Source organism: Advenella sp. RU8 (genome assembly GCF_048381675.1).
GTDB lineage: Bacteria > Pseudomonadota > Gammaproteobacteria > Burkholderiales > Burkholderiaceae_B > Advenella.
Map to the genome: position 1 here is coordinate 87,176 of NZ_JBLWIS010000007.1, position 20,351 is coordinate 107,526.

The window sequence follows — 20,351 nt, forward strand, 5'->3', positions numbered from 1 at the left end:
TTATGACCATGTTAAGCATCCAAGAACTTGTTGATGAAAACATTGAAGCCCTTGGCTTGACCTGGATTGCGGGAATGGATGCCGGTAACCGTCATTTGCCTGCATCCAACACGGCAGCCGCAGATCTGCTTGGGCATCTTAATGTGGTTCACCCATCACGAATACAGGTTTTTGGTAAAGAAGAACTGGTTTTCTACAAAAAGCTAAAAGAGACGGCGCGGGAAAAAGTGCTCATTGAACTGGCCGAAGGCGGTGTTCCGGCAGTTATTATTGCCGAAGGCCTTGAAACGCCGGTTGAACTGACTACTTTTTGCTCAAAAAATCAAATTCCCCTGCTGTCCAGCCAACACGATGCGGCTCATCTTATTGATGTCTTGCGTATTTACCTAGGCAAGCGCTTTGCCCCCACCACCACCGTTCATGGTGTTTTCATGGATGTACTGGGCATGGGTGTCCTGATTACCGGAGAATCCGGCTTGGGCAAAAGCGAACTGGCACTCGAACTCATTTCCCGTGGCCACGGCCTGGTAGCCGATGATGCCGTTGAATTTTCACGCACCAATCCCACCATGATCGAAGGGCAATGCCCCGATCTGTTACGTAATCTGCTGGAAGTCAGGGGGCTGGGCCTGCTGGATATTCGCACCATTTTCGGTGAAACAGCGGTAAGGCGCAAAATGCGACTCAAGCTGATTGTGCACCTGGTGCGTGCCAACAGTGAAAAGTTTGAACGCCTGCCCATCCAGGACCAGACCCAGGAACTCCTGGGCCTCCCCATCCGGCGCGTCATGCTGCAGGTAGCTGCCGGCCGCAATCTGGCAGTCCTGGTCGAAGCCGCAGCCCGCAATACCATTCTTAAATTAAGGGGTATTGATACGCTGGGTGAATTCATGGAAAGGCAGGCACAAGCCATTATGAAAAACAGTAATTTGCAGTAACCAAAGACGGCAAAATGTTATCAATTTATACTTTTTCCAATCCTTATTGTTAATGTAATAAATTTTGTTTATTCTGTATGATGTTCAATCACTTGATTTCATACAAAAAACATGTTTCATGTCGTTCTCATTACCGGCATTTCCGGTTCAGGCAAATCAGTAGCTATTCGCCAACTTGAAGACCAAGGCTATACCTGCATTGACAATCTTCCCGTTAAATTCCTGCATGACTTCATTGCCAGTGCACGCGAGGACGGTCTTGAAAAAGTGGCTGTTGCAATTGATGTACGTTCTCCCGGTGAACTGGCCAACTTACCCGATGTCATCAGCGCGATACGCGCTATGGGTACGCCCTTGCAGGTTATTTTCCTTGAAGCAGATGACCGCACACTAAAACAACGCTATTCCGAATCCCGTCGCCGACACCCGCTAGCCTATCGCCTGCAACAAAAAAATGGCATTGCCCCTTCACTGGGAGAGTGTATTTCCCATGAGCGCGAATTGCTGGCCCCCCTGCGAGATCACGAACATGTGATTGACACTTCCGACTTGCCTCCCATCCAGTTACGGTCCTGGATCAAGGATTTAGTGGTCCCTGACAACAACAATGTGTTACTAACTTTTGAATCTTTTGCATTCAAAAGAGGCGTTCCTAGTGACGCGGACCTGGTTTTTGATGTAAGATTCTTGCCTAATCCTCATTACGACAAGGACTTACGTCCCCTTACTGGTCGTGATGAGCCCGTAGCAACATGGCTATCGCAGTTTGATAGCGTGTCTGAAATCATTAACGATATCACTGCATACATCCAGAAATGGTTGCCGTTTTATATGCAGGATACGCGTAGTTATCTTACCGTCGCCATAGGTTGTACCGGCGGACAGCATCGATCTGTATACGTTGCAGAAGAACTGGCGAAGCGCTTCAGTTCACATCGACCCATACGCGTTCGACATCGTTCACAAGTACCAAAGAACCTTACATGAAGAATCAAAAGCATCAACATCTTTTCCTGGCCTTATGTGTGACATTTTCATCATATGCCGCACATGCCAGCACTACTGAAAAAGAACATCCCAAAGATGTCGTTGAAGTGCAAAAATCCATGCAGGTTGATCCTGGCAAAGACCAGAAAACCAATACTTTCAGGATTACGGCCAATGGCATTTTCCCGGAAAGCAGCTATGACACGGCTTTCGGGGAAAACCTGCGCAGCCTGGATACGGCTGAAATTGATACCAGTACAGAAATCGAGCCGGAGGAAATCACACCGGCCTCAAGTACCGGCTTCAAGGCCCAGCCTTCATACCGCAGCCATGCCCGGGCATATACCATCAAGGGCAAGCGTTATGTGCCATTTGCCAATAACATTACCGATTTCTCCCAGGTGGGCACTGCCTCATGGTACGGCCCCGGCTTTCATGGCAAACGCACGGCCAATGGTGAGAAATACAACCAGAACATGATGACTGCCGCCCATAAAGAGTTGCCCCTGAACAGTGTGGTCAAGGTTACCCGGGTTTCGACTGGTGAAAGCATTACCGTCAGGATCAATGATCGTGGTCCCTTCCACGACAACCGCATTATTGACCTGTCTTATGGCGCAGCCAAAAAACTGGGCATTGTGAATAAAGGTAGCGCCAAAGTCAAAGTTGAACTGATCAAGAACAACGCCAAAGGCAAAAAAGCCGGCAAAACGATGCTTTAAGCATTTTTCAGTTCAAGGGCGCGTGCATACACAACATTACGCGCCAGCCCGGTTAGCTGTGTGGCAATCTTCACGCTGTCTTTAACCGAAACCGTTTCCAGTAATACTTCCAAAAGCCCGGTTACCCGAACCAATTGTTCATCCTCATCAGCTCGCGGTGCTGACTCGAGGATCAACACAAACTCACCCAACTGACGATGAGGGTCCTGCGCAAACCAGTCCTCCAGTTCACCAACAGGCAGGGTTACGATCTGCTCAAAGCGCTTGGTTAATTCGCGAGCCACGGTTAAACGGCGACCGGCACCACAAACCAGCAACAAGTCACGGCAAAACGCCAGGATCCGGTGCGGTGACTCGAACATGACCACTGGCATCTCCATCTCCCCCCATTTTCGCAGCCATTGCTGCCTGGCAGCTGATTTCTGCGGCACAAATCCGGCAAAAGCAAAAGTGGGGTTCTCATCACTGCTTACCCCACTGCCCATCAGTGCCGTAATTACCGCGGAAGCGCCTGGAATTGGCCTTACCAACAAACCCTGTTGCCTGACTTCACGAACAATCCGCCCACCAGGGTCACTGACCGCCGGTGCGCCAGCATCCGATATCAGGGCCACGCGCTTGCCTTGCTGCAAAAGCTGGATAATTTCCTGTGCTACCCGGGCCTCGTTATGGCGGTGGGCAGGCATCAGGGGCGTATTGATTCCCCATGCATTCAGCAACACCCGTGAGGAACGGGTATCTTCCGCGGCAATCACGTCGGCCTGACTCAGGGCAAAAACCGCCCGGGGACTGATATCGGCCAGATTGCCAATAGGGGTTGCTACTACATACAGGCAAGCCTCCGGCCAGCTTTGCTGCTCCAGGTCTGCCGTTACCTTTTTCCATGCTGCATAAAAAGGTCCCTCTTCTATCGCCATAACGCTCTCTTTTTGTAAAAATAACTGCCATGTAATCCATCTGCCATTATCGCTGATCACTTCCTTTTGGCGGCCTAAAAAAACAGCCTCTAACAAAAAATGCCCAACTCCACCGACAACACCATTTTTGAACTCGCGCTAGCCGCCCAGCAAAAACGGGCAAAGGCCGGCAAACATCGCAAGCCCGCCACCCGCAAACCTTTTTACGACCATAAATTGTCGGCACGACAAACCACTGGTCTACAAGCAGAACAACAAGCCATTGAGTATCTTGAAACACAGGGCCTGAAAAAAGTTGCCCGAAACCTGAGTTGCCGGTTTGGTGAAATCGATGCCATCATGATTGATGGCAATACGCTGGTATTTATCGAAATCAGGCTACGCAACCACCAGCAGTTCGGGGGAGCTGCCGCCAGCATTACCCCGGCCAAGCAAAAACGCCTGCGAGCCAGTGCCTCCATTTATCTCCCGCTGCTCAGCCACCGGCATTTCGGTGGCAAAACCCCTTTTTGCCGGTTTGACGCCGTTTGCATGGATCATGGACAGATGGAGTGGATCAAGCATGCATTTTGAACCAGAACGCTTTCAACCTGATAAAATCATTTTACTCTTCCGGCAAACAGCGTCATTGCCACTTATGTTTTAATGCAATTAATCACAAGTATTTTTGCGCACTCATGCGATAATCAGGGTCATGGATATTTCTACCAGAATCAATTTACACTTTCAAGACGCCATCCAGACGATGGAAAACAGCGCGTCTACACTCATCTCACCGATTGCGCAAAGTATTGATATATTAGTCCAGGCAATCAGCAACAATGCCAAAGTGCTGGCTTGCGGCAACGGAGGCTCCGCCGCCGATGCGCAGCACTTCATCGCCGAATTGGTAGGACGATTCGAGCGCGACCGCATTCCGTTTGCCGGCATCTGCCTAAATACGGATACCTCTATCATGACTGCCGTCGGCAACGATTATGGCTTTGATGTCATTTTCGAGCGTCAGGTACAGGCACTGGGACAGCCCGGCGATGTGCTGGTAGCCATGTCTACCAGTGGAAACTCCAGCAATGTTATCAAGGCAATCCAGGCCGCACACGAACGCAACATGGCAGTCATCGCCCTGACCGGTAAAAATGGCGGAGCGATTGCCGGCATGCTGACCGATTTCGATGTTCATTTATGTGTTCCCCACGATCGCACCATGCGCATACAAGAAGTGCATGGCTTGTTGCTGCATGTGTTGTGTGATGGTATTGATGCATTCTTACTAGGAGATATTTCATGAAATTAAAGCGTGCAGCACGAATCATTCGCCCTACCGCTTTACTTGCTCTTGCCCTGGGTTCCAGTACCCTGTTGTCCGCATGCGTTCCCTTGCTGATCGGTGGTGCAGCAACCACTACAGCCGTGGTCGTCTCTGACCGACGCACTTCAGGCATGCAATTAACCGACAAAAATATTGGCATACGGACCGAAAACCGCATCAATGAAGAACTCAAAGACACCGTCCGCATTAATGCCATGGCCTATAACCAGCGGGTCCTGTTAACCGGCGAGGCACCAACGCTTGCCGCCAAAGAACAGGCGGCCGCCATCGCCAAGGGTGTTCCCGATGTGAAAGCCGTGCTGAACGAAGTGGTTGTTGCACCACCTGCCTCATTCAGCACCCGGGCCAATGACAGCTGGATCACCTCCAAGGTAAGAACGGAACTTCTTACCACCAAAAATGTCCCATCAAGTACCATTGATATCACCACCAGCCGGGGTGTCGTCTACCTGATGGGCCAGGTCACGCCCATCGAAGGGGATCGTGCCGCCTCGGCTGCAGCAGGCATCAGTGGTGTTAACAGGGTGGTCAAAGTATTTGACCTGGTTTCAGGTACGGGTGGTACTACGCCTTCATCCGTTACATCATCAACCGGCAGCATGACCGTCCCTGGTACAGAAGTAAATCCTTCAACGACGCAAACCTACCCTTTGAACTGATGAAAAAAATTATTGTTTCCGTTATTGTTGCACTGGCTGGCATCGGCACCTGGATTACCCTGAGCGCAACCGAAGCCGCGCCCAACGTTTCCTTTACCAGCCTGGAAGGCAAGCAATTCCAGACCAGTGACCTGCAAGGCAAAGTGGTCTTGGTCAAATTCTGGGCAACCAATTGTGTTACCTGCATCCAACAAATGCCCGACACCATTGCCTATTACAACAAATATAAAGACCAGGGCTACGACACCATTGCCGTTGCGATGGCCTACGACCCCGAGCCTTTTGTCAAAAACTACACCCGTGACAACAACCTGCCATTTACGGTTACACTTGACAAAGATGGCAGCGTCGCCAAAGCCTTTGATGATATTAAATATACCCCAGTGTCATTCCTGCTAGACCGGCAAGGCAATATTGTTAAACGCTATATTGGCAATTATGATAAAGCCATCTTTGAAAAAACCTTGCAGGATACGCTTGCCAAAGCCTGATTTCGTTTAACTTTTTAATTTGTGACCAAAAAATGACCGACATTTTGCCACAGGATATCAATGTTGTTCCGCCCTCTGTAAAAGCGGATATCATTTCCGAATCCCTGCCTTATATTCGCCGTTTTCATGGCAAAACCGTTGTTATCAAATATGGTGGCAACGCAATGATCGAAGAAAGCCTGCAACGCAGCTTTGCCCGCGATGTTGTCCTGCTCAAGCTGATTGGCCTGAATCCCATCGTCATCCATGGTGGTGGCCCACAAATCGACAGCGCCCTCAAGCGTTTGGGTAAAGACGGCAATTTCATCCAGGGCATGCGGGTTACCGATGCAGACACCATGGAAGTGGTTGAATGGGTTCTGGGTGGTCAGGTCCAGCAGGACATCGTCATGATGATCAACGAAGCCGGTGGCAAGGCAGTTGGCCTGACCGGCAAGGATGGCGGCCTTATTCAAGCACGCAAAAAATTAATGCCGAACCGGGAAAATCCTGAAGCGCCCCTGGATATCGGTTATGTAGGCGACATCACCAGCATTGACCCTGCCGTTGTCAAGGCCCTGCAAGATGACCAGTTTATCCCTGTCATCTCTCCGATTGGCTACGACCCTGAAAATGGCGATGTCTACAACATCAACGCCGACGTTGTGGCTGGCAAAATGGCCGAAGTCCTGTTGGCTGAAAAGCTGCTCATGATGACCAACACTCCGGGCGTGCTCGACAAATCAGGCAATCTGCTACGCCGTCTTTCTGCCAAGGTTATTGATGAGCTTTTCGCCGATGGCACCATCTCGGGTGGCATGTTGCCCAAGATCTCATCGGCACTGGATGCCGCCAGGAACGGGGTCAACTCTGTCCATATCCTTGATGGCCGTGTTCCGCATTGCCTGCTGCTTGAAATCCTTACCGATAAAGGCGTAGGCACCATGATCACTGCTTAAGCATGGCCAGTTCCAACCTGATCAAGCCCCTAAGCACAAAAGCCATACACAAAAAAACAGAGCGTGTATGGCTTTTTGACCTGGACAACACCCTGCACGATGCTTCCCATGCCGTGTTTGCCCAAATTGATGTCAGCATGACCAAAGCCATCATGAAAGCGCTTGATATCGGCTTTGTGCAGGCTACCGCATTACGGCAAAAATACTGGGAACGTTACGGTGCCACCATGATTGGCATGGAACGCCATCATGGTGTAAATGCTTCACGCTTCCTGCACATGAGTCACGACTTTCATGCGCCTGATTTTGTCAAACCCGAGAAAAACCTGGCAAGGCTATTGCAAGAAGCACCTGGCATCAAATACATCCTGACCAATGCCCCTCACTCGTATGCCTGCTCGGTCCTTGATACCCTGGGCATCCGTCATTGCTTTGCCGGCATCTGTTCAATTGACCAAATGTGCCTGCAAGGCACCTTTCGTCCCAAACCTTCACCCGCACTCATGCACCAGCTGCTTTGCCAGCTCAAGTGCAAACCCACTGAAACCATACTGGTGGAAGATACCCTGAAAAACCTGAAAATCGCCAAGCAGCTGCACCTGAAAACAGTGCATATTTTCAATGCGGGCACCCCCTTCAGCTCAAAACATAAAATCCGCCCTGCTTATGTTGACCTGCGAGTGAAGTCGGTTCACGAGCTTTTACGCCATCCGTTTTCTTATACATAAAAAAGCCGGCATATATACGCCGGCCTTTTTAGGTACGGATTGGGTATTACCGCTTAATTCTGGCTAATCACCCGACTTTGCTTGTCCAGGACTTCATTAATGTTTTTTGCTGGCATATAACCATTGATACGGCTACCATCCCCAAAAAACATGGCAGGGGTTCCCTGCACACCCAGATCCCTGCCCAAGGCAAGAAGACTGCTGATGGGGGTTTCTTCACATTCTGCCGCTGGCGGGGTCTCGTTCTTGCCCATCCAGTTTCCCCATGCTTGGGCCTGATCTTTGGCACACCAGATATTTTTGGCTTTCACCATGGAGTCCGGCGCCAAGATAGGCATCAGGAACGTGTAGACAGTTACGTTATCAACTTCCTCAAACTCTTTGTACAGCTTTTTACAATAGCCGCAATTGGGGTCTTCAAAAATAGCCACTTTTCTTTCGCCATTACCAATAACCCGTTTTACCGCCTTTTCAATCGGCAAGGTATCAAAAGGGACTTCGGATAATTTGGCCACCCTTTCACTGGTGACGTCGGCTTTGGTCTTGGCATCAATCAGGTTGCCGGCAATCACAAAATCGGCTTTTTCAGTGGTGTACACAATATTGGCACCCATCTGGACTTCATAAATACCCTCATAAGGGGTTTTCTCGACGGCAGTAACATCTACCTCGAAGGCAGAGGCAATGGCTGCTTTAATGTTGTCAGTTGTGTTTGTTGCCTCTTGTGCCATAAGGGGTGAACAAGCAAGGCCCAGCATACAACAGACCGATAATGCCTTAAGCCTTGCCCATTTATTCAAATGCAATTTCATTCCAACAATTTCCTGTGTAAAGCGGGCCCCTGCCCACCATATATAAAGATCAATTAAAGCCCGGAGGCAGCGGCAATCAAACGCTGCTTGACAAACGGCAAGCGTTGCACAACATCCATACCAGCATTGCGCAAGAAGGCCAAAGGACCCGATGATGGCGTGCCAAACAGCTTATGCAAGCCATCAGTAGCCAGCCGCATGGCCAGAATGGCTTCCGCGCGTTCGGTTTGATAGCGTTCCAATACTCTAAGATCTCCAAATGACCGAAAAGGTTCCTTTTCAGTCAATATGCGGCATAAAACCCGCGCATCAACCAGCCCCAGATTAAGGCCTTGACCCGCCAGGGGATGCACACGATGGGCGGCATCCCCCACCAGGGCAATGCCCGATGCCACCATGTTCGCTTTTTCAAGTGTCAGTGGAAAGCCGTACATGGAGCTGCGCACACTTACCTTGCCCAACCTGCCCTGCGTGATTTCATCCAGCCTGTGTGGCAACTCTATAGCCAGCTGCTCGGGGCTCATGGCCTGCAGCACTTTGGCCTCTTCATCCCGCAATGACCATACCATGGAAACCTGATGGCCATCATTGGTATCGGGCAATGGCAGGAAAGCCAGAATGCCATTGGGACGAAACCACTGGATGGCCGTATTCAAATGCGGTTTTTCAGTAGTTAATTGCAGGACCAGACCAGTATCACCATAAGGCTTTGCCTCATGCGCCAGGCCCGCTGCCTTGCGCAAAGGGGACAGGGCACCGTCGGCACCAATAAACAAACTAGCCTGTACGGTCTGGCCCTTTTCAGTGACCACCTGACCAGGTGAATAACTTTGCATTTTGTCGTCAATCCAGGGCACACCAAAGATCTGCACCGCCTGGAACAAGGCCTGCTCTATTTCACCCGACTCCATGATCCAGGCCAACTCGGCCTGTGCCGCCTGCCAGGCATCCAGCACCACCGTGCCGTCCCGGTCACCATGGATTTCCATGCTTTCAACGGGCACAATCCGTTCAGCAGGAATGGAACTCCACACGCCAAGCTCCTGCAGAAAAAGCTGGCTGGCTGAAGAAATCGCATAAATCCTGGGATGATACTGCTGCCCCAGATTGGCCATGGGTTTTTTCCTGGGCCCCAGCAAACACACATTTACTCTTTGCCTGGCCAAAGCCAGCGCGCAGGACAGTCCAACAATACCGCCACCGCAAACCACTACATCATATTTACTCATCTTGCACTCGGTGCTCCAGCCTGTTTAGGCCATAAAATCCAAACTTCTCCCTGCTGCTTCATTTTACCAGCCCGATTACCGGCCTCGGGGCCACTACCCCAGAAAAAGTCAGTCCGTGCGGCCCCCTTGATGGCTGCGCCGGTATCCTGGGCAAACACCACCGTGTTTAATGGGGCTGAAGAGCCTGGCTGGGTTGTTGATAAAAACAGGGGAGACCCCAGCGGCACAAAAGCGGGATCAACCGCCACTGACCTTTCAGCAATCAAAGGAATGCCATACGCCCCTTTGGGGCCAATCGCTTCATCAGTCACATTTTCAGGCTGGAAAAAAACCATCGCCTGATTGGCATTCAGCATTTCATTGACACGACCGGGATTGGCCTTGGCCCAAGCCTTGATATTTTGCATGGATGCTTTGCTGGCAGGCATTTCACCCTTATCGGCCAGCCACTTGCCGATAGAAGTATACGGGCGGCCGTTATGATCGGCATAAGCCAGGCGCAGGGTTTCTCCGTTATCGAGCAGGACTCGGCCAGAGCCCTGGATTTGCAGGAAAAACGCTTCAACGGGGTCATCCAGCCAGGCAATAACCGGCGGTTTGTTGGCGCTGGCATTAATTTGTTCGCGCGTATCGTAGGGCACGACTTTATTGTCAACCAGCTTGCCCCGAATGCGCTTGCCGGCCAACTCGGGATAAACGCTGCCCAAGTCGATAGTTAGCAAATCTGCGGGCGGTGCGTACATGGGCCACTGGTACTGACCTTCTTGCGACAAAGCGCCCCTGACAACCGGTTCATAGTAACCGGTTACCGTGTTGCTGCTGCCATTTGCACCGGAAACCTTCCAGGGCTGCAAATAGGTTTCAAGAAAACGCTTGACGAAAGCAGCATCATTGCTGCGGGCAGGCTGCCCTGACTCGGCAACCGCCTTGCAAACAGGTTGCCACGCCTGTGGCGTGGCTCGTGCCGGGATGGTCAGCGAACCTGAGATAGGTCGCATCAGGCCACGGCAATTGTTCACCAAGGTCAGCCAGAGATTGTCTACTTGCGCCTGATCCCATCCAGGCAAGTCGGACCAGGACATCTGGGTATACTGTCCCGACAGTTTACGCGGGGCCGTTTGTGCAAATGCAGACAAAGGTGGCACCGCCAAGGGTGCGTCAATGGCAACCGCTTCGGTTTTTTCGCCAGGGACATAGGGGGTACCGCCCGAGCAGGCAGCCAGCAATACTGCCGAACTGACTGCAAGGACCAGAAGACGAAGTTTCATCATTACGCTTTTCCGTTCTTAATGTAGGGTGCGGGGGATGGTAAGCACGAATTCGGGAATATCCACATCGAAAGGCACCCCGTTTTCACCAACACAATGGTAACTGCCCCTCATGGTGCCATAGGGTGTACTGAGCGGGCAACCGCTGGTGTATTCAAACGTATCCCCTACGGCAATCAGTGGCTGCTGCCCGATCACGCCCAGTCCCCTGACTTCCTGGACCTGCTCGTTGCCATCCTTGATAATCCAGTGCCGGCTGATGATTTGTGCCGCAAACAAGCCGTTATTCCTGATACGTACCGTATAGATAAAAAAATACTGCCTTTTTTCAGGATCCGATTGCTCCGGCAGATATTGCGGAATGACTTCAACCTCGATGCTGTCAGATTTCAAAAGAATTCTCCTGAATGAATTATCACACTATTTTATGTGAAATAATAACCGCTTATTGTACTTCCACCACCCATAATTACGAAAAATCATCATGTCATTACAGCATGTTACCCGAATTGCGCCCAGCATCCTGTCCGCCGACTTTGCCCGTCTGGGAGAAGAAGTCCGCACTGTCGTTCAAGCCGGTGCCGACTGGATCCACTTTGATGTCATGGACAACCACTATGTCCCCAACCTGACGATCGGCCCAATGGTTTGCGAAGCGATTCGCCCTCACACCACCGCTCCCATTGATGTCCACCTGATGTGTGAACCGGTTGACAGCCTGATCCCGATGTTCGCCAAGGCAGGGGCCAATATCATTACTTTCCATCCCGAGGCTTCCCGTCACATCGACCGTAGCCTGGGACTCATCCGGGACCATGGCTGCAAGGCAGGCCTGGTCTTCAACCCCGGCACTCCGCTTGGCTTCATGGACCATGTCATGGACAAGCTCGACGTGATCCTGCTGATGTCGGTCAACCCGGGTTTTGGCGGACAAAAATTCATTCCCAACACCCTGGACAAACTGCGCCAGGCCCGCGCGCGCATCAACCAATGGCAAAACGCGGGTGGCCAACCCATTCTACTCGAAGTTGACGGTGGCGTAAAAACCGACAATATCGCCCAGATCCGTGCCGCCGGTGCAGATACCTTTGTGGCCGGTTCCGCCATTTTCGGCCAGGCCGATTATGCCTCCATCATCGCTGAAATGCGCCGCGAAATCGCCAAAGGCGAAGCCTCGCTTGCATCGGCAGGCTAAAGGCCACCATGACCATCAACGCCGTACTCATCGACCTTGACGGAACCTTGGTAGACAGTATTCCCGACCTTGCGCAGGCTGCCAACGCCATGCGCATGGAATTGGGCATGCATACCCTGGGACAAGATGTCATTGCCAGCTTTGTAGGCAAAGGCATCGACAACCTGATCGCCCGCACCATCAATGCCAGCCTTGAAAAGCAAGCGCTCCCTCCCGAGGTTTTCAATCAGGCGCGTGAAATTTTCATCCGGCATTACCATTTGGTCAACGGCGATGGCAGCACGGTTTACCCCGGTGTCATTGATGGCCTGAAAGCCATGAAAAGGCAAGGCCTCAAACTGGCCGTGGTAACCAACAAAGCCGAGGAATTCACCCTGCCCCTGCTAACCCACACCGGCCTGATCGGTTTTTTTGATCTCATTGTGTCAGGTGATACCTGCGCAAGAAAAAAACCACATCCCGAACCGCTATTACATGCGTGCGAAAAACTGGGCCATCCGCCCGAGAACAGCGTATTTATTGGCGACTCGATTAACGATGTACAGGCAGCGCAGGCGGCTGGCATGCCCGTGCTGATCCTGCCTTATGGATATAACGAAGGAAATAGTGTACAAACCCTTAAAGTAGATGCTATTATTGACTCCATGACTAGCGCAGCCCAATGGCTGGCAAATCAATGATAGATTCAGGAAAACAGCAACGCCCATGAAAACTCTTTTTAATGCATTCGCTTCTTCTTATTGCGCCAATTATTGGCGCTGGTGGCGTTTGTGTTCCGGGATTTTCAAGTAAAAAGGCGTGTCCACGCATCCTTAAAGTCAATCAAGCAGTAAACAAAAATTCCCGGTAACCTGTATGGCTAGACCGGGTTTTTTTATTTCTGCCCGGTCTAATTGAAAAAAAATGAGACCAATATGATGACTGAAATTGAATTCAACGCATTAGCAGCACAAGGCTACAACCGTATTCCGATCGTCAAGGAAACCTACGCAGACCTGGATACCACCTTGGGGATTTACCTCAAACTGGCCCATACCGGCAAAGAATCAGGCCGCATGAGCTGTCTGCTGGAGTCGGTGGTAGGTGGAGAACAGTTTGGCCGTTACTCGTTTATTGGCTTGCCTGCCAAAACCGTCATCAAGGCAAGCGGACAGCACACCGAAGTCATTACCGATGGCCAGGTAGTTGAAACCCATGAAGGTGATCCGCTTGAATTCATCAAAAATTTCCAGCAACGTTTCAAGGTAGCAACCCGCCCTGGCATTCCCCGTTTCGCCGGTGGCCTGGCCGGTTACTTCGGCTACGATACCGTTCGCAACATCGAACCCAGCCTTGGCCCAGCCGTCAAACCTTTCCCGCATGGCCAGGAAGAAGGCATCCCCGACATCATGCTAATGCAGGTTGACGAGCTGGTCATTGTAGACAACGTGATTGGTCGCACCTATCTGATGATCTATGCCGACCCGGCCGTACCTGAAAGCTATAGTAAAGCCCAAAAACGCCTTCTTAAACTGCGTACCATGCTGCGCAAACCGGTTGAAATTCCTTACAGCCTGCCCAGCATGGTCACCGAAGAAATCCGTGACTTCAAAAAACAGGACTACATCAATGCCGTCCTGAAAGCCAAGGAGCATATTGCTGCCGGTGATTTGATGCAGGTCCAGGTAGGCCAGGTGATTGCCAAGCCATTCCGTGATTCCCCCCTCTCCCTGTACCGGGCCCTGCGTTCCCTGAACCCCTCTCCATACATGTATTTCTGGAACTTCGGTGATTTCCACGTTGTAGGATCCTCACCTGAAACCCTGGTTCGCCAGGAGGTTTTCCTGGATGAAAACAAGCAGGAGCAGTCCTCCATTACCATCCGTCCCCTGGCTGGCACCCGCAAGCGCGGCGAGACCCCCTCGGAAGACGCCGCACTGGCTGAAGAACTCAGGGCCGACCCCAAGGAGATCGCCGAACATGTCATGCTGATTGACCTGGCCCGCAACGATGTGGGCCGCGTGGCACAAACCGGCACGGTCAAAGTCTCCGACCAGATGAATATTGAACGTTACTCGCATGTCATGCACCTGGTTTCCAATGTCAAGGGCACACTCAAGCCAGGCATGGGCGCCATCGATGTCCTGCGCGCCTCCTTTCCTGCCGGCACCCTGACCGGCGCACCCAAAGTCAAGGCTATGGAAATCATCGACGAACTTGAACCGGTACGCCGTGGCATATACGGTGGCGCTGCTGGCTACTTAAGCTACAACGGCACCATGGATGTGGCGATCGCGATTCGCACCGGCGTAATTAAAAACGGCATGCTTTACGTTCAAGCGGCCGCCGGTATCGTGGCCGATTCCGACCCCGAAAAAGAATGGCTCGAAACCGAAGCCAAGGCACGCGCCGTCTTGCGTGCGGCAGAACAGGTCCAGTACGGCCTTGACCAACCCGTTTAACAGTCATAAAAAGGATAACAACATGTTGCTGATGCTTGATAACTATGATTCATTCACCTATAACCTGGTGCAATATTTTGGCGAGCTGGGTGAAGATGTCCGGGTCGTGCGCAATGACCAGATGACCGTTGAAGAAATCGCTGCCCTCAATCCCGACCTGATTTGTATTTCACCTGGTCCCTGCTCGCCCGCCGAGGCTGGTATTTCAGTGGAGCTCATCAAATACTTTGCTGGTAAAAAACCCATTCTGGGGGTTTGCCTGGGGCACCAATCCATTGGTGCAGCCTTTGGCGGCAAGATTATCCGCGCCAAACAAATCATGCATGGCAAAACCTCCCCGATTACCCATACCGGCACCGATGTCTTCAAGGGTTTGCCATCCCCCTTCACGGTTACCCGCTATCACTCGCTGGCCATCGAACGCGAAACCCTGCCCGACTGCCTGACCGTCACGGCCGAAACCGCAGACGGTGAAATCATGGGTGTGGCCCACAAAACCTTACCGATTTATGGCGTGCAATTCCATCCCGAGTCTGTCCTCAGCGAACATGGACATGCCCTCCTGCAAAATTTTCTGGATATGAGCAAAAAATGAAAATCACCTATACCGAAGCGCTGACCCGTTGTATTGAACACCGTGAAATATTCCACGATGAGATGCTGCACCTGATGCGCCAGCTGATGAATGGCGAAGTACCAGAAACCATTGCCAGCGCCTTGCTGATGGGCCTGCGGGTCAAAAAAGAAACCGTGGGCGAATTGACCGCCGCGGCAACTGTCATGCGCGAGTTTGCCACACCGGTCAACCTGGACAACACGGATGACCTGCTGGACATGTGCGGCACTGGTGGCGATGGTAGCAACACCTTCAACATTTCAACCACTGCCATGTTCGTTGCCGCGGCAGCAGGCGTGAAAATTGCCAAGCACGGCAACCGCAGCGCCTCTTCATCCTCTGGCAGTGCCGATGCCCTGGAAGCCATGGGCGCCAGGATCGAATTGCAACCCGACCAGGTTCGCGAGTGTATTGAAAACACCGGCATCGGCTTTATGTACGCCCCTCACCACCATGCGAGCATGAAAAATGTAGCCGCGGTACGCAAGGCACTGGGTGTTCGGACAATGTTCAATATCCTAGGCCCCCTGACCAACCCGGCCAAGGCAGGCAACCAGCTCATGGGGGTTTTTCACCCCGACCTGGTTGGCATTCAGGTTCGTGTCTTGCAGCAACTGGGCGCCAATCACGTGCTTATCATCCACGGCCTTGATGGCATGGACGAAGCCTCTCTGGGCGCTGCCACCCTGGTTGGCGAACTGAAAAATGGTGTCGTCAGTGAATATAAAATTCACCCTGAAGATTTTGGCATGCAAATGGTCTCCAACCGCAGCCTGAAAGTAGATAACCGGGAAGAGTCGTTGGAAAAAATACTTGAGGCCCTGGATAACCATGAAGGGCCGGCCCGCGATATTGTTATTCTCAATGCCGGCCTGGCCATTTATACCGGTAACAAAGCCGCCACGATCCAGGAAGGCATCCACCAGGCGCGTGAATTGATTGCGTCCGGCGCAGCAAAGGCTAAAATGGAAGAATTCTGCGCATTCACAAGGAAATTCAACTCATGAGCGATATTTTAGCCAATATATTGGCAGTCAAAAAAGAAGAGGTTTCTTCCCAGAAACAGATCCGCAGCGAAGCGGACCTGCTGCGTGAAGCCCAGGCCCGGCAAGATGTCCGTGGTTTTGCCAATGCCTTGCGCGAAAAAATCGATGCCGGCAAGGCTGCGGTGATTGCGGAAATCAAAAAAGCCTCACCTTCAAAAGGGATTATCCGGGAAAACTTCAATCCGCCCGAGATCGCCCGCAGTTATGCCGCCAATGGTGCGGCCTGCCTGTCCGTATTAACCGATGTCCAGTTTTTCCAAGGCTCAAACGACTACCTGCGCCAGGCCCGGGCTGCTTGTCCGCTACCCGTGTTGCGCAAGGATTTCATGATTGATCCTTACCAGATCATCAATGCCCGCGCCATGGGAGCCGACTGTATTTTGCTGATCGTGTCGGCACTGTCCAAAGAACAGCTCAAGGAATTTGAAAAACTGGCATTTGAACTAGGCATGGATGTCCTGGTCGAGGTCCATGACCGTGCTGAACTGGACATCGCCCTGGAGCTTAAAACCAATCTGATCGGCATCAACAACCGTAACCTGCGTACGTTTGAAACCTCGTTGCAGAACACCCTGGACCTGTTGCCCTTTATTCCTGAAAACCGCACCGTAATTACCGAAAGCGGCATTCACTCACATGAAGACATACAAAAAATGAAAGACCATCATGTGTATGGATTTCTGATTGGTGAAGCCTTCATGCGTGAACCCGACCCGGGCCTGGCCCTGGCCGATTTCATCAGGGAATAAGTCAATGACTGACTCATGCGTCTTGTGCAGGGCCAGCAATGAATCGCTCATTTGGCAAAATGAGCAGGTTCGCGTCATCAATGCCAATGAACCGGACTACCCCTGCTATACCCGCATCATATGGCAACAGCACGTCAAGGAAATGACCGACCTGCCCGCGGCAGATCAAATAGCCTTCATGCGCTATGTATTTTGCGTGGAATCGATTCAGCGACACCTGCTCAGCCCGGACAAGATCAATCTGGCCCAGTTCGGTAATATGGTGCCGCACCTGCACTGGCATATCATTCCCCGTTTCAGGCAAGACCGGCACTTCCCCGGTTCTACCTGGGGCAACCCACGCTTTACCGATAACGAAGCGCCAGGCGAATGGCATAAGCACCTGGCTGAAATGAACCGACTGAAACCGGCCTATCACCAGGCCCTGGCGCTTGCACTGACAAAAATCTAAATGACTGCATCAAATTGCTTCAATGGCTCACTTTTCGACCAGCTCAAGCGCTGCCACCCGCACTGGCAAAGCCTGTTCAGCCAACCTGCCATTAAACCGGTACTGGACAACATTAACCGTTTCCTGGACAAACGGCTGCAGGCAGGTGCCATTATCTATCCTGCAGCGCCGTTCAAAATCTTCGAGCAGCTGGGACCGGACGACATCAAGGTAGTCATTCTGGGCCAGGATCCCTACCATGGCCCCGGCCAGGCACAAGGACTGGCTTTTTCCGTACCCGACAACATCAGGACACCGCCCAGCCTGCGCAATATATTCAAGGAACTTGCCAGTGAATACAATAACATCAAGCTTGAACGAAATGACCTGAATGCCTGGGTTAGTCAGGGCGTCATGCTGCTGAATACCGTGCTTACCGTTGAAAACGGCCAGCCGGCCTCCCATGCCAGGCTAGGCTGGCACAGCATTACCGACGCTGTCATCCACCATCTTGCCAACCAGCCTCATTGTGTCTTCCTGTTATGGGGTGCCCACGCCCAAAGCAAAATCCCCCTGATCATGGCAGGCAAAGGCAACCACCTTATCCTGAAAAGCAACCACCCTTCTCCTTTATCGGCCAGCCGTCCACCCGAGCCTTTTCTTGGCAATGGGCATTTCCAGGCCTGCAATGAATGGCTTTTAGCCAATGGATTAACCACCATCAACTGGTCACTGAAACAAACAGATACAAAACAAATACAACAACTTGACTTAAATATCTGATTTAACGCCTTTTCATCTTTACAAGTTAGTAAAAACCCTCTATGATACGGTTCTTACTGCAAATTGATTGGCATTTTATTCAGCAGTCTTACGGCTAATTCAGCCCTCATGCCAACCATCATCGCTCCTACCTCCTGACCTGCGCTGTTTAAATACATCCATTGGTTGATCCGGTCGGCACGATGCTCCGATCAACAACTCGTCTGGCCTTACCCCTTTCGTTTTCTGTTTGCTCACACATTCATACTTCGCATGAATCGCGTCCTATCGTGTTCGTCCATGCCTGTGGTATTTGATGTTTCTGCGCAATACAGACACATCCCCAGGCTTGTTACTTAACACTTTAAGGACACTTATGTCATTCGACACTCTTGGTTTATCGCCCATTCTTCTGTCTGCACTGCAAAAATCCGGTTATACCGAACCGACTTCCGTGCAGTCCGCCTCTATTCCTCAGGCACTCGAAGGGCATGACCTGATTGTTTCTGCCCAAACCGGCAGCGGCAAAACAGCCGCCTTCATGCTACCCTCCCTGAATCGCATCGCAAACATGCCTGCCAACAAAGGTGCAGGTGTACAGGTTTTGGTACTGACCCCAACCCGTGAATTGGCCCAGCAAGTTGCTGAAGCCACCAAAACCTATGGCCAAGGTATTCAAGACTTGCGTATTGCCACCGTGGTTGGCGGCATGCCCTATGGCGCCCAAATCAAAATGCTATCGCGTCGCGTAGACGTGCTGGTTGCCACTCCAGGCCGCTTAATCGACCACCTGAATGCAAAACGCGTCAACCTGTCACAGGTTCACACCCTCATTCTGGACGAAGCCGACCGCATGCTGGACATGGGCTTCATTGAAGATATTGAAAGCATTGTGGCCAAAACACCGGCCAGCCGCCAAACCCTGATGTTCTCTGCAACATTCGAAGGTTCTGTTGCCCGCCTGGCCGCAGAAATGCTGAATGAACCCAAACGCATTGACATTTCAAACCAGAAACAAAAACACACCAACATCACGCAAACACTGTTGTACGCAGATGACGCGGCACACAAAATGCGCCTGCTTGATCACCTGCTGCGTGACGCCTCTGTTGAACAGGCGATTGTTTTCACCGCAACCAAGCGTGGTGCCGACGCCCTGGCTGACCGCCTTGACGAAGAAGGTTTCTCGGCATCCGCCCTGCATGGTGACATGAACCAGCGCCAGCGTACCCGCACCCTGACCCAGCTTCAGCGCGGTCGCCTGCGTGTTCTGGTGGCCACCGATGTTGCCGCCCGCGGTATTGACGTGCAAGGCATCAGCCACGCCATCAACTATGACCTGCCAATGCAGGCCGAAGACTATGTTCACCGCATCGGCCGTACTGGTCGTGCCGGAAGAAACGGTCTGGCCTTCACGCTGGCTACCCACAGCGAAAAACACAAAATCCGCCGTATTGAACATTTCATTGGCCAAACCCTGAATGCCGATACGATTGAAGGCCTTGAGCCCACCAAAACCGCCGAAAGCTCACGCGGACGCAAAAGTGGCAAAGGCGGCGGCGGTGATCGAAAATTCAGCAAAGGCAAGGAATTTGCCCGCTCAGGTTTTTCCATGAGAAAAGGCAAACCGGAAGGTTCTTTTGACAAGCCACGTAGCGAATTTGCTGATCGTCCTGCCCGCGCAGCTTCCGGTGACCGTCCTTCTTACGGTGACCGCCCAGCCCGTGCAGATCGTCCTTCTTATGGTGATCGTCCAGCCCGTGCAGATCGTCCTTCTTATGGTGATCGTCCAGCCCGTGCAGATCGTCCTTCTTACGGTGATCGTCCTGCTCGTGCAGCTTCCGGTGATCGCCCATCTTATGGCGATCGTCCTGCCCGTGCAGCTTCTGGTGACCGTCCTTCTTATGGCGACCGTCCCTCATTCGGTGATCGTCCCGCAAGATCGGCACGCCCCGCTTCCCGTAGCGACCGTCCGTCTGGAAAAGGTGACAAAGAAGCTTTTTCACATAGCAAGAAAAAAACCACTGCTCGCACTTGGGCATAATCAAGCTATTTAGTTAAGCTTAAATTCAAAGGGAATCGTTTTTAACGAT

At 51.8% G+C, this 20,351-nt stretch carries 23 protein-coding genes; 18 read left to right on the forward strand and 5 right to left on the reverse strand.

Annotation, left to right across the window (positions count from 1 at the left end; translation table 11 throughout):
• Positions 1-8: 8 nt before the first annotated feature.
• From hprK to ACM5Q9_RS10105, 3 genes are all read left to right on the forward strand, one after another.
• Entirely contained in the window at positions 9-938 is a 930-nt protein-coding gene (hprK, locus tag ACM5Q9_RS10095; protein ID WP_418144606.1) for an HPr(Ser) kinase/phosphatase, read from the forward strand.
• A 111-nt stretch (positions 939-1,049) separates the two neighbouring features.
• Positions 1,050-1,925: an RNase adapter RapZ gene (rapZ, locus tag ACM5Q9_RS10100; RefSeq protein WP_418144607.1), complete on the forward strand. Its 876-nt coding sequence runs from the start codon at positions 1,050-1,052 to the stop codon at positions 1,923-1,925.
• Positions 1,922-2,647, forward strand: a complete 726-nt coding sequence (locus ACM5Q9_RS10105) for a septal ring lytic transglycosylase RlpA family protein (RefSeq protein ID WP_418144608.1) — start codon at positions 1,922-1,924, stop codon at positions 2,645-2,647. Before rapZ ends, ACM5Q9_RS10105 begins: the two co-directional genes overlap by 4 nt.
• Here the strand turns inward: ACM5Q9_RS10105 and rsmI are convergent.
• Complete coding sequence (gene rsmI / locus ACM5Q9_RS10110; protein ID WP_418144609.1) at positions 2,644-3,564, reverse strand: 16S rRNA (cytidine(1402)-2'-O)-methyltransferase; 921 nt, start codon at positions 3,562-3,564, stop codon at positions 2,644-2,646. The two genes, ACM5Q9_RS10105 and rsmI, sit on opposite strands and share 4 nt — an antisense overlap.
• 99 nt (positions 3,565-3,663) lie before the next feature.
• On the opposite strand from rsmI, the gene ACM5Q9_RS10115 reads away from it, so the two are divergent.
• The 6 genes from ACM5Q9_RS10115 to ACM5Q9_RS10140 all read left to right on the forward strand — a co-directional run bounded on the left by ACM5Q9_RS10115 (position 3,664) and on the right by ACM5Q9_RS10140 (position 7,710).
• Positions 3,664-4,137, forward strand: a complete 474-nt coding sequence (locus tag ACM5Q9_RS10115) for a YraN family protein (RefSeq protein WP_418144610.1) — start codon at positions 3,664-3,666, stop codon at positions 4,135-4,137.
• 121 nt (positions 4,138-4,258) lie between these two features.
• Positions 4,259-4,852 carry a phosphoheptose isomerase gene (locus ACM5Q9_RS10120; RefSeq protein ID WP_418144611.1) on the forward strand — a complete coding sequence of 198 codons (594 nt, stop codon included), beginning with the start codon at positions 4,259-4,261 and terminating at the stop codon, positions 4,850-4,852.
• Positions 4,849-5,553 (forward strand): BON domain-containing protein, encoded by a 705-nt coding sequence (locus tag ACM5Q9_RS10125; RefSeq protein ID WP_418144612.1) that lies wholly within the window; start codon positions 4,849-4,851, stop codon positions 5,551-5,553. The genes ACM5Q9_RS10120 and ACM5Q9_RS10125 overlap by 4 nt, the downstream gene beginning before the upstream one ends.
• Entirely contained in the window at positions 5,553-6,044 is a 492-nt protein-coding gene (locus ACM5Q9_RS10130; RefSeq protein ID WP_418144613.1) for a TlpA disulfide reductase family protein, read from the forward strand. Before ACM5Q9_RS10125 ends, ACM5Q9_RS10130 begins: the two co-directional genes overlap by 1 nt.
• Positions 6,045-6,076: 32 nt before the next feature.
• Complete coding sequence (gene argB / locus ACM5Q9_RS10135; protein WP_418144614.1) at positions 6,077-6,982, forward strand: acetylglutamate kinase; 906 nt, start codon at positions 6,077-6,079, stop codon at positions 6,980-6,982.
• Positions 6,983-6,984: 2 nt separating this feature from the next.
• Complete coding sequence (locus ACM5Q9_RS10140; protein ID WP_418144615.1) at positions 6,985-7,710, forward strand: pyrimidine 5'-nucleotidase; 726 nt, start codon at positions 6,985-6,987, stop codon at positions 7,708-7,710.
• A gap of 53 nt (positions 7,711-7,763) precedes the next feature.
• Here the strand turns inward: ACM5Q9_RS10140 and ACM5Q9_RS10145 are convergent, their stop codons facing one another.
• The 4 genes from ACM5Q9_RS10145 to apaG are packed head-to-tail and all read right to left on the reverse strand — an operon-like array spanning position 7,764 to position 11,412.
• Positions 7,764-8,522 (reverse strand): DsbC family protein, encoded by a 759-nt coding sequence (locus tag ACM5Q9_RS10145; RefSeq protein WP_418144616.1) that lies wholly within the window; start codon positions 8,520-8,522, stop codon positions 7,764-7,766.
• Positions 8,523-8,575: 53 nt separating this feature from the next.
• Positions 8,576-9,751 (reverse strand): FAD-dependent oxidoreductase, encoded by a 1,176-nt coding sequence (locus ACM5Q9_RS10150; RefSeq protein WP_418144617.1) that lies wholly within the window; start codon positions 9,749-9,751, stop codon positions 8,576-8,578.
• Positions 9,748-11,022, reverse strand: a complete 1,275-nt coding sequence (locus ACM5Q9_RS10155) for a murein transglycosylase A (protein ID WP_418144618.1) — start codon at positions 11,020-11,022, stop codon at positions 9,748-9,750. Before ACM5Q9_RS10155 ends, ACM5Q9_RS10150 begins: the two co-directional genes overlap by 4 nt.
• Positions 11,023-11,037: 15 nt before the next feature.
• Positions 11,038-11,412: a Co2+/Mg2+ efflux protein ApaG gene (gene apaG / locus ACM5Q9_RS10160; RefSeq protein WP_418144619.1), complete on the reverse strand. Its 375-nt coding sequence runs from the start codon at positions 11,410-11,412 to the stop codon at positions 11,038-11,040.
• 91 nt (positions 11,413-11,503) lie between these two features.
• Here apaG and rpe point away from each other — a divergent pair, with 91 nt between their 5' ends.
• The 9 genes from rpe to ACM5Q9_RS10205 all read left to right on the forward strand — a co-directional run bounded on the left by rpe (position 11,504) and on the right by ACM5Q9_RS10205 (position 20,302).
• Positions 11,504-12,214 (forward strand): ribulose-phosphate 3-epimerase, encoded by a 711-nt coding sequence (gene rpe / locus ACM5Q9_RS10165; RefSeq protein WP_418144620.1) that lies wholly within the window; start codon positions 11,504-11,506, stop codon positions 12,212-12,214.
• Positions 12,215-12,222: 8 nt separating this feature from the next.
• Positions 12,223-12,894, forward strand: coding sequence for a phosphoglycolate phosphatase (locus ACM5Q9_RS10170; RefSeq protein WP_418144621.1), 672 nt, complete (start codon positions 12,223-12,225; stop codon positions 12,892-12,894).
• 237 nt (positions 12,895-13,131) lie between these two features.
• Complete coding sequence (gene trpE, locus ACM5Q9_RS10175) at positions 13,132-14,655, forward strand: anthranilate synthase component I (RefSeq protein ID WP_418144675.1); 1,524 nt, start codon at positions 13,132-13,134, stop codon at positions 14,653-14,655.
• Between the two features lie 22 nt (positions 14,656-14,677).
• Positions 14,678-15,250 (forward strand): anthranilate synthase component II, encoded by a 573-nt coding sequence (locus ACM5Q9_RS10180; RefSeq protein WP_418144622.1) that lies wholly within the window; start codon positions 14,678-14,680, stop codon positions 15,248-15,250.
• Positions 15,247-16,278 carry an anthranilate phosphoribosyltransferase gene (trpD, locus tag ACM5Q9_RS10185; protein WP_418144623.1) on the forward strand — a complete coding sequence of 344 codons (1,032 nt, stop codon included), beginning with the start codon at positions 15,247-15,249 and terminating at the stop codon, positions 16,276-16,278. The genes ACM5Q9_RS10180 and trpD overlap by 4 nt, the downstream gene beginning before the upstream one ends.
• Positions 16,275-17,066, forward strand: a complete 792-nt coding sequence (trpC, locus tag ACM5Q9_RS10190; RefSeq protein ID WP_418144624.1) for an indole-3-glycerol phosphate synthase TrpC — start codon at positions 16,275-16,277, stop codon at positions 17,064-17,066. Before trpD ends, trpC begins: the two co-directional genes overlap by 4 nt.
• A gap of 4 nt (positions 17,067-17,070) precedes the next feature.
• Positions 17,071-17,517, forward strand: coding sequence for an HIT family protein (locus ACM5Q9_RS10195; protein ID WP_418144625.1), 447 nt, complete (start codon positions 17,071-17,073; stop codon positions 17,515-17,517).
• Entirely contained in the window at positions 17,518-18,279 is a 762-nt protein-coding gene (locus tag ACM5Q9_RS10200; protein WP_418144626.1) for a uracil-DNA glycosylase, read from the forward strand. It begins immediately after the preceding gene.
• Positions 18,280-18,634: 355 nt separating this feature from the next.
• On the forward strand, positions 18,635-20,302 hold the full coding sequence (locus ACM5Q9_RS10205; protein ID WP_418144627.1) for a DEAD/DEAH box helicase: 1,668 nt from the start codon (positions 18,635-18,637) through the stop codon (positions 20,300-20,302).
• The last annotated feature ends 49 nt before the right edge of the window (positions 20,303-20,351 follow it).